This window comes from Aquabacterium sp. (assembly GCF_036279675.1).
GTDB lineage: Bacteria > Pseudomonadota > Gammaproteobacteria > Burkholderiales > Burkholderiaceae_C > Aquabacterium.
Genome location: NZ_DASUIS010000053.1, coordinates 32,207 through 43,955, shown reverse-complemented (window position 1 = coordinate 43,955; position 11,749 = coordinate 32,207). Strand labels below are relative to the sequence as shown.

Here is an 11,749-nt window from a genome sequence, read left to right as displayed (position 1 = left end):
GAGCAGACCGCCATCCTGGGCGATGCCTTTGACGAGCTGATTCTGTTTCAGGATGCCTGTCAGCGTGGCCGTGAAGATGGCGAGGTGCTCAACCTCCTGCGCGAAGGCCTGGCCAAGGCGCAGCGTGCCCAGAAGGTCGACGAGGTCCGCGGCGAGTTCGTGGCCATTGATCTGGCACTGGACCGCCTGCAGGCCGGTGACCTGTGCCTGATCCTGGTCGATCAGGTGGAAGAGGCGCTGGCCCACCTGGCCAGGCGTTGCGCGGAGGCTCAGCAGGCAGCCTGATCCAGCGCCATCGGGTTGAGTCAAAGCGCGGCCGGGGTGTGCGAAATGTGCACCCCGGCCGCGTGCTTTTCTGGGAGATCCAACCATTGGGCGGTTGGTGGTGCCATGATGGCGACACTGCGAAAGTGGAGTCCCGAACATGCTCAGAGCTTTGTCTGATGACGCCCTGCAAGACCTGATTCAAGAGGACGCCCCCTACGGTGACATGACCACCCTGGGCTTGGGGCTGGGTGACATGCCGGGTCGCGTCGTGATGGCGGCCAGACAGCCCATGACGGTATGCGGCACCGAAGAGGCTGCCCGCTTGTTCGAGCTGTACGGCGCCACCGCCACGGTGATCGCGCCTTCAGGCAAGCATGTGCTGGGCGGTGCCGAGTTGATCAGTGCCCATGGCCGTGCCGCCACCTTGTTGCTGGTCTGGAAGGTGGCGCAGACCCTGATGGAATACGCCAGTGGCATCTCCAGCGAGGTGGCGCGCATCGTGACCGAGTTGCGAGCCGCAGGGCATGCTCAGCCACTGGCTTGTACGCGCAAGACCTTTCCGGGCACACGGGCCCTGGCGGTCAAGGCCGTTTTGAGTGGCGGTGGGATCATGCACCGCATGGGCCTGTCAGAGACCATGTTGCTGTTCCCCGAGCACCGTGTCTTTCTGGATGTCAGCACCGATGACATGGTGGGCCGCCTGCGCAAGTACCAGCCAGAAAAACGCCTGGTGGTGGAGGTGGGCAGCATGCAGGAAGCCCTGGCCATGGCCACGTCATGTGCCGACGTGCTGCAACTGGAGCGCTTCACGCCCGAGGCCGTGAGGCAATGCAAGGTGGCCTTGCACACCAGCCACCTGCATCCGACGCTGGCCGTGGCCGGTGGTGTGAACGCCAGCAACGCCGTGGCCTATGCCGAGGCAGGTGCCGACATCCTGGTGTCGTCGGCACCCTATCACGCACCGCCACGCGATGTGGAAGTACGGTTCTCTCGCGATGTCTGAGCGGCCATCGTCAAGCCGCCGTCGATCCAGTCGCCCTTGAGTCAGTTCGCGTCGCTGCCCTTGCGGCCGGGACGGCGTGGGCGTTCACCGCGATGGTCCTTCACGGCCTCCTTGCATTCGGCCGATACCTCGTCCTTGTGCTCCTTCAGGCAGGCGGCAATGCGACCACCGCCGGGCTTGACGCCGTTGCACAGGGTCTTGGCGTCCTCCTTGCAGGCGTCCCGGACCTTGTCTTCAGCGTGCGCGACGCCGCCCAGACCCAAGGTGAGCGAGAGAGCCAGGCCCATCAAGGCTGATTGATGCAGTTTCATGATGCAGTTTCCTTGTCGTGCTGTGTGGGGGAATCCAAAGAATCAGGGTTGCGCTTGCCCGTTGAGCCAGGCTGCGCGGATGAGTCGCCCGCAATCTACCGATTGCACAGCGGGCTTCTGATCGGGATCGTCCGAGCGCATGCCGCTGCGGTCTTCACGTGCGAGCACGCCGTAGAAGGTCTTGCTGGCATCGATCCAGGGGTAGAAGCCGAATGCACCTGGGCTGCTGAAGGCGCCGTCGCCTACCTTGGGGTCGTCTTCCACCCAGTGGCCGATCGAGTAATGCCAGGTCTCGGTTGGCGGAATGGGTGTCTTGAGGGCCTCATTCGGGCAGGTAGCAGGGTTGGTGCACACCGCATGTGTGCCAAGCAGAGCGCCGATCTGCAGATCGTTGCGGAGCACGGCTCGCAGGAAGCGGCTGTATTGCGATGCCGTCCCCACCGCGCCGCCTGCCAGTTGTGCCTGGCTGTAGCTGATGTCCCAGCCTGGTCCGATCGGGCGCAGGCCGCGCTGGATGGCCACTGCCAGCGCGTCCTTGTTGAGCATGCTCAACCCCATCAGGGTGGCGTGTTTCTGCATGTGCCCGCCGTTGTAGTCGAACAGGTTGCTGGTCTGCAAGTCGATGCGGCCCCGGCCGTTGAGCAGGCTGGCCTGGCATTCGCCTACCGTTTGCCCTGGCAGACAAACCTTGAAACGGGTGTAGCCGCTTTCAAAGGTGAGGAAGCGGATGTCTTCATTGCTGAGCTTGCCTTGCCGCTCTTGCGCAACGTAGGCGCCATACAGCCATTTGGAGGCCGAGGCCAGCGCCAGCCGGGTTTGCGCGTCGGGCGCCTTGTCGCCAGCCTGGCCTGCGGCAAGGGGGCGTTCCGCGTTGCCGATTTCCCAGAAAAAGGGCTGGGCTGCCTTGCAGGCCGCGGCCTCGTTGGCCGTGGTGCGAGCGGCTTCACTGCGCTGTGACAAAGGGATGCGTGTGGCGAGATCAGCGGCATGGCCAGACAGGGCCGTGACGAGTCCCAGTGTGCTGAGCGTGAGGGTGCGCATGGATGGTCCTTGTGTTGTCGCCGGCGTTGCAGTTCACAGGTGTGTTGGAGGTGTGAAGTGACTGTGTCGCAAACGCGGGCCGACTACCAGACAGACAACGTGACATCCATGGCAAGCGATGACATCCACGCGGCGCGTGTCATCGTTTGTCATGATTTCGTGCGGCGCGTTGTGGGTGAGGCCATGGACCGCCGCCTTCGGCCGCCTATCATGCTGCGCAGAAGAGTTGAACGACCATGAACGAAGCGCCCCGAATCCTGATCGCCGACGATGAAGCGGAACTGCGCAGCCTGCTGCAGCGATACCTGGGCGAGCAGGGCATGCAGGTGCGCGCGGCGGCCGACGCTGCAGCGGCCGAAAAGCTGCTGGCCCGCGAGCGCTTCGATGTCCTGGTGCTGGACGTGATGATGCCGGGCGAAGATGGCTTGTCCCTGTGCAGGCGTCTGCGGGCTCAAGGTGAAACGGTGCCTATCCTGATGCTCACGGCCCGGGGCGATCCGGTCGACCGCATCCTGGGCCTGGAGATGGGCGCAGACGACTATCTGCCCAAACCCTTCTTGCCACGCGAGTTGTTGGCGCGTGTGCAGGCCATGGTGCGCCGGCAGCGCCTCCTGGGCGCGCATGGCGGCCCGCTGGGCGAGGAGCCCGTTTTGTTCGGGCGGTTCAAGCTCCTGGCGGCTCAGCGCCGCCTGCTGCGCGATGAGGAGGACGTGGCCCTCAGTACCGTGGAATTCAACCTGCTCCATGCCCTGGTGATGAACGCCAACCGGCCGCTCGGGCGTGATCGCCTGATCGAACTCACACGCGGACGCGATCACGAGGCCACGGACCGCAGCATCGATGTGCAGGTCATGCGCCTGCGGCGCCTGATCGAGGCTGATCCGGCCAGCCCTCGCCATATCCAGACGGTATGGGGAGTGGGCTATGTGTTTGTGCCCCATCCTGACAAGGCGGGCTCATGAACTGGCTGCCTCGCTCTCTGTTTCACCGCAATCTCCTGTTGATTGTGGTGCTGATCATCGTGGCGCAGATCAGCAGTGCAGGCCTGTTCCGCGAGTTGGTGATGAAGCCGCGTGTGCGGCAGGCTGCGCTGAGTGCAGCCCGGCACATCCAGGCCTTGCAGGCCGGCCTGTCCGGCTTGCCGCCAGCGCAGCGCAAGGCTTTTGTTGAACGCTTGAATGACCGGGAGCTGGCCTTGCTGGCCCAGGCGCCGGACGCCGACAACCGCCCCCGTGATCTGAAGCGATTGACGGCGCTCGAGCAGGTCTATGTGGATCAGATTGCGCAGGCCCTGTCCGTGCAGTCAGCAGACCTGGCCTGGCGTCGCGAACATGGGCGGATTCTGGCTGTGTCCATCTCGCTGGACGGCGTACCGTACTGGTTGACGGTGCCAGGGCTCGTGCCTGGGCACGCCTTGTCTCGCGCCTGGGTGTGGGGATCGGTCGTGTCTGCCTTGCTTGCCATTGGCGGTGCCTGGCTGATACAGCGCAGGCTCAACCAGCCTTTGACGCGTGTGATGGAGGCCGCTCGCGCTTTGGGACGCGGCGAGCGACCGCCCGTCTTGCCGGAAGATGGGCCGGCAGAAATCGCCACAGTGGCCCGAGGCTTCAATGAGATGGCGGCCGATCTGGCTCGCCACGAGCAGGAGCGTGCCTTGATGCTGGCGGGCCTGTCGCATGATCTGCGTACACCGCTGACCAAGATCAGGCTCGCCACCGAGATGCTCAAGGGGCAGGGCGACGCAGCGCTGCTGGCGAGCCTGGATCGCAGCACGGATGGCATGGCGCACTTGCTGGAGCAGTTCATGGATTTCACGCGCGCCAGCCATGGCGTGGGTGATCAGCCCTTGGAGCCGCTTGTGTCCGTCGACGTGAACGATGTCGTGCGCGAGGTCGTCGCCATGTGTGTGCTGGATGGCGCGGTGGCCGACGAGGTGGGCCTGCAACTGGCTGATCTGCCGCGCATGACCTTGCCTGTTCAGGGGGTGCGCCGCGTCTTGACCAATCTGGTCGTCAATGCGCAAAGGCATGGTCGCCCGCCGATAGCGGTGCGCACCGGCTGGAACGAGGGCCATTTGCTCATTGATGTGATGGACCGCGGGCCGGGGATCGCGCCCGAGTTGCTCGAACACGTCAGGCAGCCCTTCGCACAGGGCAGCGAGGCGCGCTCACAACGGGAGGCCGGTGCCGGCCTGGGGCTGGCCATCGTCGAGCGCATTGCCAAGGCGCATCACGCCAGGCTTGAGTTGCTGGCGCGAGAAGGCGGCGGGCTCGTGGCGCGGGTGCGCTGGCCTGTGGCGATCAATAGTTGATCGCGTAGCGGTAGCCTCGGTACTTGAACACCGCTGATTTCAGGCGGATCTCTTCCAGCACCAGCCCTTGATAGGGTTGATCGCCTTCATGGAAGACCTGGCTGTTGATGATCAGCATGCGGCTTGATGGTGTCTCGGAGTACATGGCACCACCAATCACCAGTTGGGGCAGGTCGCGCCGAACGTCGTCAGGCAACTCGTTGACGGAGGGCACGCGGGCATTGGCCTGTGGCGCGGTGGCCGTCGCCGACGCATTCGTGGTGGTGCGGGCTGGAGTGGGGGCCGGTGCCGCCGTTGGGGCGGGTGCGCGCGCCACATCAGGTTCTCTGGTTGGCGGGGCCGGCGGTGGTGGGTAAGGCACGGCGTGACCAGGTGGGTTCGCTGGCGCTGGCGAGACAGGGACCGTCGCCATCTCAGGCGCGGGCATCGGCGCCGCAGCTTGTGGCGCCGGCTCACGCATGAGCAGTTGCCAGCTCAATACGGCGATCAGGCAGATGCCTACGCCCGCACCAATCCACACAGCCGGTGCGATGGCCTTGCGACCCCCCGCGTCATCGTCTTCGACCTGGCCCAGCGGCTGCGAGTGCAAGCCCGGCACCGTGCCACGCTCGCGTTCGGCATCCGCCTTCTTGAGGGCGTCAAGGATGTAGGACATCGTTTCGTCTCGCAGTGGTCTGGCCGGTTTGCAATCGAGGCTCCTCAATGCCGACAGCCCGGTTGATCAGCATGAAGGTGGTGGCACCCACGACACCGTCAGGCTTGAGGCCCTGGGCCATCTGGAAAGCGTACACCCGCGATTGCATGGTGGCATCAAAAACCTGCTTGCCCGAGGGCGCGGCAGTCTTGTCGATCTTGCTGAGCTGGATGGCGAGCCAGTCCACCACGACACCCGTGTTGCCAGGCAGGATCTTCATCCTGAATTCAGGTGGCGTGCGCCAGAAGGTGGTGAAGTCGCCGCGCCACATGCTGGCCAGTGCGCTCAGCGGCAGGGCATAGGTGTGGCCATCGAACTGCAATAGCGCAGTCTGGTCCTTCAGGCCGGTCAGCACGGCGTAGATGGCCTGGTTGTGGTCGTCATGCAGGGCCAGCACGACCGGGCGCTCCAGTTGACGTATCAGTGCCAGGCCGCCACTGTTGCGGAAGCAGGCAAGGTTCTGTTGCTGCGCCTGGGTGCAGGCATCGCCGCCGTCGCCCAGCGTGACCTGCCACATCGGAGCCAGGGCCCGCAGCGCATCCTTTTCCTTGCGGAAGGCCGATTGGTAGACCATGCGGGCGTCGATCGGCGGTGCGGCCAGTGAGGTACTCATGGCCCCGCCAGAAGCAGATGATGCCGTGTGCTGGGGCGCGCTGGCCGCGCGCGAAGCTGAAGCTGCGCCGGCCGCGTCCTTGCCAGGCAGCTTCGATGTCTGGTTCTTCTGGTGTTGATGCAGCCAGGCAGCACCGCCTATCCCGGCAATGGCGGCAAACAGCAGGCCGCCAGCCAGCCAGGGCATCCAGGGTTCCTGCTTGCCCTTCTTGCGGCGAGGTGGTGTGCCTGAGGCGCTGGTGGACGCGGTTTTGGACGTGCCTTGATGTGCTGGACCAGTCTTGGCGGTCTGGAAGACCTCCTGGGCTGCCTTGTCCACGATCTGCCGATCGACCTTGCTTTTGTTTTCGACATAGGCGCCCAGCAGGGCCCGGTCGCACAGCAGGTTGATGCGGCGCGGCACGCCACCCGTGAGCTGGTGAATGCGGCGCACCGCCTTGCTGTCAAACAAGCGGCCCCGTTTGAGCCCGCCAATGGACAGGCGATGCTGGATGTATTGCCCGGTCTCTTCTTCGGTCAGCGCCTCCAGGTGGAAGTGCGCGATCACGCGTTGGGCCAGCTGCTCCAGTTCAGGCTGGGCCAGCATGGTGCGCAACTCGGGCTGGCCGATCAGCATGATCTGCAGGAGCTTGCGCTCGCTGGTCTCCAGATTGGTCAGCAGGCGCAACTGCTCCAGCACGTCGGTGGACAGGTTCTGGGCTTCGTCGATGATGAGGACGTTGTTCTGCCCGACGGCGTGCGTCTTGAGCAGGAACTCGTTGAGCGGGTCAACGTAGTCCTTGATCGTGGCCTGGCCAGGGCCCTGGTGCTCGTAGGGGATGCGGAACTCGTCGCACACCGACTTGAGCAGTTCGGCCACCGTCACCTTCGGGTTGAAGATGTAGGCCACGTTCGTGCGGCGCGGGATCTGTTCCAGAAAGCAGCGGCAGACCGTGGTCTTGCCCGCGCCGATCTCGCCCGTGAGCACCACGAAGCCACCGCCACCGCCCACGCCATACAGCAGGTGAGCGAGCGCCTCGCGATGGCGTTCGCTCATGAACAGGTAACGCGGGTCGGGCGCGATCGAGAACGGCGCCTGTTTCAGGCCGAAATATTGCGCGTACATGGGGCAAGCATAGCCTTACTGTGGCCCAGTCCGTGACAGTGGACATCCCACCACAGGCGGGCGGGCGTCTCAGGGGCAAAATGAAGTGTCAGCCCGCTCCATCCATGTCGCATTCCCGTCACCCCGTTCCCCCCGCCACGCCAGACGGCCCCGGTGCAGCGACCTACGTCGTGGACACCAATGTGATCCTGGTTGCCAACGGCCAGCACCCCGGCGTCACGCAGGATTGCATCCGGCGCTGCGTACTTTGGCTGGAGGCCCTCATGGCCTCGGGGCGTGTGGCGGTGGACGAGGGCTTCGAGATCGTGCGCGAATACCAGCACAAGACCCACGCCAGCGATGGCCAGGGCAAGGGCGATGCCTTCCTGCGCTGGCTGCTGCACGAACTTGACAACCCGGCGCGTTGCGATCAGGTGGCCCTGATCGCGCAGGCCGAACGGGGTTTCGAGGCCTTTCCCGATGACCCGGCGCTGGCTGCTTTTGATGCGGCGGATCGCAAGTTCGTGGCCGTGGCCCGCACGCATCCGGAGTCGCCTGTGATCCTGCAGGCGGCCGATTCCAAGTGGCTGGACTGGTCACCCGCCTTGCTGCGGCATGGGGTGCGCGTCCAGTTCCTGTGCGATGCCGAGTTGCACCAGTTCCACCTCCACAAGTTTGGCCAATGAGGTCCGAGCATGAATGAGTTCTTCCGTTTTCCTCACACGCCCCACATTGCCTGGTTGTCCAAAGGCTCACCACGGGATGACAAGGTGCTGGCACCCGATGAGATCAAGGCCTTGCTGGATCACCCCGTGGTGGTGGAAGAAAAGCTCGACGGCGCCAACATGGGCATCTCCTTCAACAGTGAAGGCGTGCTGCATGTGCAGAACCGCGGTCAATACCTCAACAAGCCCTATGGCGGCCAGTTTGCCCGCCTGGACGAATGGCTGGTGATCCGCGAAGACGCGCTGTTCGATGCCCTGGGCGACCAGCTCATGCTGTTTGGCGAGTGGTGCGCGGCCAAACACTCGCTGGACTACGAAACCCTGCCGGACTGGTTCCTGGCCTTTGACGTGTATGACCGCGCCACGGGCCGCTTCTGGAGTACGAGGCGCCGCCATGAACTGGCCGAGAAGCTGCAGATCCGGCAGGTGCCCCGCGTGAGCCAGGGGCGGACCACGCTCAAGGAACTGACAGACTGGGTCGAGTCTCATCGCAGCCATTACCGCGACGGCAATCTGGAGGGCGTGGTCGTTCGCCATGAGGACGACGACTGGCTCATCAACCGTGCCAAGCTGGTGCGGCCTGATTTCGTGCAGAGCATCGAAGAGCACTGGCGCAGCCGCGCCTTGCAGTGGAACCGCATCAGCTGGGACGCGGGCGAGCAGGCCTGAGGCCTTCCACGATCAGGTTCATCGATGCGATCAAGGTGGCTTCGGCCTGTGTGATGTCCACCTGCCACTGCGGCAGTTGGCCGTCCACGTGCATGCGGGCCAGGCCATAAGCGAGTGCGCGCAAGGCCAGGGCGAATTCAGGCAAAGGGCCGGGGGGCAAATCCCCGGCTTTTTGCGCCTGGGCAACCAGATCCAGGGTGATCTGGCGCACCGCATCGAAATGCACCGGCAGGCTGGCCGAACGGTCGAATTCGAACAGCCTGCGCGAGGACAGCAGCTTGAACTGCGTCGGGTTGTGCAGGGCCCACTGGATGAAGGAACGGCCCAGGGTCTTGAGCCGGTCGATGGGCGCGGGCGGGGCATCGAGCAGATCTCGCTCGACCCGCAGACGCAGTCGCATGAGCGCCTCTTCGGCGACCGCCGTCATCAGGGATTCGCGGTTGGGGAAGTGCCGAAACGGTGCGCCGGACGACACCCCCAGGCGGCGCGCCACCTCCCGCACGCTGATGAGATCCTTGCCGGTTTCCTCGGCCACCGTCACGGCCATGTCGATCAGGGCCTGCTTGAGCTTGCCGTGGTGATATGGGCGTGAGGGTGGGGTGGGCATGGGCAGTGGGTCTGGCGGGCGGTTCAGCGGGCAATCAGGCAGGCAATGTAAGCACTGCGTATTTTGCTTGGTGTTGCGCGAACGTGCCACCTAGGATCGCGCCGACATGGACACAACAAGGAGCGCGGTCATGAACTTCCCAGGCAGGAGCAGCCCCAGCGAGGCAGGCGGCGAGTGGGGTCAAAGCGGCAGATTGGTTGGCGGAGGCGTAAGGCCCTGGTTAGTCTGGCTGGTGGGGGCCGTTCTCCTGGGCCTCATGGCCGCGAGCTGCCTGCTGTGGCTGCCGGGCGTGGATGGCGTGCGCCTGCTGATTCGCGCCACGGCGCGTACCTCGCTCGTGTTTTTTCTGCTGGCCTATACCGCCCAGGCGGCGGTGTTGACCTGGCCGGGTGCCTGGTCAAGCTGGCAGCGCCGTTACCGCCGGCAATGGGGCTGGCTGCTGGTGACCTCGCACGGGCTGCACTCGGCGGCCATCATCAGCCTGGCCATGATGGCGCCGGTGTTGTTTGCCACCTTGTCGCCCCCGGCGCAGCGCATCGGGCCGGGCCTGGCCTATGTGTTCATCGCGTTGATGGGCTTGACGTCGTTTGATCGCACGGCAGCCTGGCTTGGCAAGGTCTGGTGGGCTCGCCTGCACACCTGGGGCATGCACTACATCTGGCTGAGTTTTCTGGTGGCCAACGGCAAGCGTGTGGCCGCGCATCCCGAGTACGCCATGCCAACTGGCCTGTTGATCGCCGCCTTCCTGTGGCGCCAGTGGTGTCGGCGAAGCCGTGTGATCAGGGCTGAGCCAGCCAGCGCTGGGCCAGCTTGACCCACAGGGTGGCACCCAGCGGGATCAGGTCGTCATTGAAATCGTAGCTGGGGTTGTGCAGCATGCAGGGCCCCAGGCCATGGCCCGCATCGCGGTGCGTGCCGTCGCCATTGCCGATCACGAAGTAGGCGCCTGGCTGCGCCTGCAGGAAGAAGCTGAAATCTTCCGCGCCCATGGTGGGTTCGAACTCCAGCACCTTGTCGGCACCGGCCACCTCGGTCATCACCTGGCGCGCGAAGGCCGTCTCGGCCGGGTGGTTGATGGTGGGCGGGTAATTGCGGCTGAACTCGAAATGCGCCGTGGCGCCGTAGGCCGCGCACACGTGTTGTGTCATCTCGCGCATGCGGGTTTCGATCAGGTCCAGCGTGTCGTTGGTGAAGGTGCGCACCGTGCCCTGCATCGTCACCGAGTCGGGGATCACATTGGTGGCTTCACCGGCCTCGATCATGGTCACCGAGATCACGCCCGTCTCGATGGGGCGCATGTTGCGCGTCAGGATGGTCTGGAAGGACTGAACCAGCTGGCAGGCCACCGGCACCGGGTCCACGCCCAGGTGGGGCATGGCGCCATGGCAGCCCTTGCCGCGGATGGTGATCAGGAACTCGTTGCTGGAGGCGAAGCAGGGGCCGCTCTTGATGGCGAACTCGCCCACGGCCATGCCCGGCCAGTTGTGCATGCCGAAGATGGCGTCCATCGGGAAGCGGGTGAACAGGCCGTCGCGGATCATCTCGCGCGCGCCACCACCACCTTCTTCTGCGGGCTGGAACACCACGTACACGGTGCCGTCGAAATCACGTGTGGCGGCCAGTTGCTGGGCGGCGGCCATCAGCATGGCCGTGTGACCGTCGTGACCGCAGGCGTGCATGCGGCCCTGGTGGCGGCTGGCATGCGCGAATGTGTTGTGCTCGGTCATGGGCAGCGCGTCCATGTCGGCGCGCAGGCCGACGGCCCGTTTGCCTGGCCGCCCCTTGATCACCCCCACGACGCCCGTCTTGCCCAGGCCCGTGTGCACCTCGATGCCCCAGTTGCGCAAGGTTTGCGCGATCAGGTCGGCGGTGCGTTCTTCCTCGAAGCACAGTTCGGGGTGGGCATGGATGTCGCGACGCAGCGCCCTCATGGCATCAGCCTGGTCCAGCAACTCGGGCAGGACGGTCGGGGGCAGTTCAACGTGCGACACAGTCATACATTCAGGGGACTTTTCGAACAAGTTCCAGATATTACCCGGCCGAGCTTATTTATAGTGTGCAGGCGTTACGACCAATGAGGAGATTCGCCATGAGCGACGTCAAGTTTTCCCAAGCACACACCCTGGGTCTGGAGAAGGCCCGCGAGCTGGCCAAGCAGTGGGCCGAAGATTCGGCCAAGAAAATGGGCCTGGATTGCAAGCACACCGAAGGCGCCGACAAGGACACCATCACCTTCGAGCGCATGGGCGTCACCGGCCTGATGACCGTCACCGGCACCAGTTTTGACCTGGACGTCAAGCTGGGCATGATGATGAAGGCCTTCAAGCCCATGATCGAATCCGAGATCGCCAAGAACCTCGGCCGCATCATCGACAAGGCTTCGGGAAAGGCCTGATCCCAGGTCGCTGAAAATGCAAACGGGCTG

13 protein-coding genes and 1 pseudogene are annotated in these 11,749 nt (G+C 64.6%); 8 read left to right on the top strand and 6 right to left on the bottom strand.

Annotated elements, in window-relative coordinates; all coding sequences use genetic code 11:
* Positions 1–285: pseudogene (locus VFW93_RS05995) on the top strand (cyanophycin synthetase); the annotation flags it as partial.
* Positions 286–424: 139 nt separating this feature from the next.
* Positions 425–1,270 (top strand): ModD protein, encoded by an 846-nt coding sequence (gene modD, locus VFW93_RS05990; protein ID WP_329693076.1) that lies wholly within the window; start codon positions 425–427, stop codon positions 1,268–1,270.
* Positions 1,271–1,311: 41 nt separating this feature from the next.
* On the opposite strand, the gene VFW93_RS05985 is transcribed toward modD, so the two are convergent.
* Both VFW93_RS05985 and VFW93_RS05980 read right to left on the bottom strand, forming a co-directional pair.
* Positions 1,312–1,581 (bottom strand): cysteine rich repeat-containing protein, encoded by a 270-nt coding sequence (locus VFW93_RS05985; protein ID WP_329693075.1) that lies wholly within the window; start codon positions 1,579–1,581, stop codon positions 1,312–1,314.
* Between the two features lie 42 nt (positions 1,582–1,623).
* Positions 1,624–2,622, bottom strand: coding sequence for a hypothetical protein (locus VFW93_RS05980; RefSeq protein WP_329693074.1), 999 nt, complete (start codon positions 2,620–2,622; stop codon positions 1,624–1,626).
* A 236-nt stretch (positions 2,623–2,858) separates the two neighbouring features.
* On the opposite strand from VFW93_RS05980, the gene ompR reads away from it, so the two are divergent.
* The gene (gene ompR, locus VFW93_RS05975; RefSeq protein WP_329693073.1) at positions 2,859–3,584 is read left to right on the top strand and encodes a two-component system response regulator OmpR; all 726 of its coding nucleotides are present in this window, start codon (positions 2,859–2,861) and stop codon (positions 3,582–3,584) included.
* Positions 3,581–4,933 carry an ATP-binding protein gene (locus VFW93_RS05970; protein ID WP_329693072.1) on the top strand — a complete coding sequence of 451 codons (1,353 nt, stop codon included), beginning with the start codon at positions 3,581–3,583 and terminating at the stop codon, positions 4,931–4,933. The genes ompR and VFW93_RS05970 overlap by 4 nt, the downstream gene beginning before the upstream one ends.
* Here VFW93_RS05970 and VFW93_RS05965 read toward each other — a convergent pair.
* Both VFW93_RS05965 and VFW93_RS05960 read right to left on the bottom strand, forming a co-directional pair.
* Positions 4,923–5,588, bottom strand: a complete 666-nt coding sequence (locus VFW93_RS05965) for a general secretion pathway protein GspB (protein ID WP_329693071.1) — start codon at positions 5,586–5,588, stop codon at positions 4,923–4,925. The genes VFW93_RS05970 and VFW93_RS05965 overlap by 11 nt on opposite strands.
* Entirely contained in the window at positions 5,572–7,344 is a 1,773-nt protein-coding gene (locus VFW93_RS05960) for an ExeA family protein (RefSeq protein ID WP_329693070.1), read from the bottom strand. The genes VFW93_RS05965 and VFW93_RS05960 overlap by 17 nt, the downstream gene beginning before the upstream one ends.
* Positions 7,345–7,448: 104 nt before the next feature.
* Between VFW93_RS05960 and VFW93_RS05955 the strand changes: the two genes are divergently transcribed.
* Together VFW93_RS05955 and VFW93_RS05950 are read left to right on the top strand one after the other, a co-directional pair.
* Positions 7,449–8,009, top strand: a complete 561-nt coding sequence (locus VFW93_RS05955; protein WP_329693069.1) for a hypothetical protein — start codon at positions 7,449–7,451, stop codon at positions 8,007–8,009.
* 9 nt (positions 8,010–8,018) lie between these two features.
* The gene (locus tag VFW93_RS05950; protein WP_329693068.1) at positions 8,019–8,717 is read left to right on the top strand and encodes an RNA ligase family protein; all 699 of its coding nucleotides are present in this window, start codon (positions 8,019–8,021) and stop codon (positions 8,715–8,717) included.
* Here VFW93_RS05950 and VFW93_RS05945 read toward each other — a convergent pair.
* Entirely contained in the window at positions 8,689–9,324 is a 636-nt protein-coding gene (locus VFW93_RS05945) for a TetR/AcrR family transcriptional regulator (RefSeq protein ID WP_329693067.1), read from the bottom strand. The two genes, VFW93_RS05950 and VFW93_RS05945, sit on opposite strands and share 29 nt — an antisense overlap.
* A 130-nt stretch (positions 9,325–9,454) precedes the next feature.
* On the opposite strand from VFW93_RS05945, the gene VFW93_RS05940 reads away from it, so the two are divergent.
* Positions 9,455–10,138 carry a hypothetical protein gene (locus tag VFW93_RS05940; RefSeq protein WP_329693066.1) on the top strand — a complete coding sequence of 228 codons (684 nt, stop codon included), beginning with the start codon at positions 9,455–9,457 and terminating at the stop codon, positions 10,136–10,138.
* Here the strand turns inward: VFW93_RS05940 and VFW93_RS05935 are convergent.
* The gene (locus VFW93_RS05935; RefSeq protein ID WP_414639599.1) at positions 10,104–11,255 is read right to left on the bottom strand and encodes a M20 aminoacylase family protein; all 1,152 of its coding nucleotides are present in this window, start codon (positions 11,253–11,255) and stop codon (positions 10,104–10,106) included. The genes VFW93_RS05940 and VFW93_RS05935 overlap by 35 nt on opposite strands.
* A 158-nt stretch (positions 11,256–11,413) precedes the next feature.
* On the opposite strand from VFW93_RS05935, the gene VFW93_RS05930 reads away from it, so the two are divergent.
* On the top strand, positions 11,414–11,719 hold the full coding sequence (locus tag VFW93_RS05930) for a polyhydroxyalkanoic acid system family protein (RefSeq protein WP_329693064.1): 306 nt from the start codon (positions 11,414–11,416) through the stop codon (positions 11,717–11,719).
* The last annotated feature ends 30 nt before the right edge of the window (positions 11,720–11,749 follow it).

What these genes read in the sequence shown, in the direction of transcription:
- VFW93_RS05980 (WP_329693074.1), bottom strand. Translation starts at nt 2,622, where the DNA reads ATGCGCACCCTCACGCTCAGCACACTGGGACTCGTCACGGCCCTGTCT.
- VFW93_RS05955 (WP_329693069.1), top strand. Translation starts at nt 7,449, where the DNA reads ATGTCGCATTCCCGTCACCCCGTTCCCCCCGCCACGCCAGACGGCCCC.
- VFW93_RS05935 (WP_414639599.1), bottom strand. Translation starts at nt 11,255, where the DNA reads ATGAGGGCGCTGCGTCGCGACATCCATGCCCACCCCGAACTGTGCTTC.
- VFW93_RS05965 (WP_329693071.1), bottom strand. Translation starts at nt 5,588, where the DNA reads ATGTCCTACATCCTTGACGCCCTCAAGAAGGCGGATGCCGAACGCGAG.
- VFW93_RS05985 (WP_329693075.1), bottom strand. Translation starts at nt 1,581, where the DNA reads ATGAAACTGCATCAATCAGCCTTGATGGGCCTGGCTCTCTCGCTCACC.
- ompR (WP_329693073.1), top strand. Translation starts at nt 2,859, where the DNA reads ATGAACGAAGCGCCCCGAATCCTGATCGCCGACGATGAAGCGGAACTG.
- VFW93_RS05940 (WP_329693066.1), top strand. Translation starts at nt 9,455, where the DNA reads ATGAACTTCCCAGGCAGGAGCAGCCCCAGCGAGGCAGGCGGCGAGTGG.
- VFW93_RS05950 (WP_329693068.1), top strand. Translation starts at nt 8,019, where the DNA reads ATGAATGAGTTCTTCCGTTTTCCTCACACGCCCCACATTGCCTGGTTG.
- VFW93_RS05960 (WP_329693070.1), bottom strand. Translation starts at nt 7,344, where the DNA reads ATGTACGCGCAATATTTCGGCCTGAAACAGGCGCCGTTCTCGATCGCG.
- VFW93_RS05945 (WP_329693067.1), bottom strand. Translation starts at nt 9,324, where the DNA reads ATGCCCACCCCACCCTCACGCCCATATCACCACGGCAAGCTCAAGCAG.
- VFW93_RS05970 (WP_329693072.1), top strand. Translation starts at nt 3,581, where the DNA reads ATGAACTGGCTGCCTCGCTCTCTGTTTCACCGCAATCTCCTGTTGATT.
- VFW93_RS05930 (WP_329693064.1), top strand. Translation starts at nt 11,414, where the DNA reads ATGAGCGACGTCAAGTTTTCCCAAGCACACACCCTGGGTCTGGAGAAG.
- modD (WP_329693076.1), top strand. Translation starts at nt 425, where the DNA reads ATGCTCAGAGCTTTGTCTGATGACGCCCTGCAAGACCTGATTCAAGAG.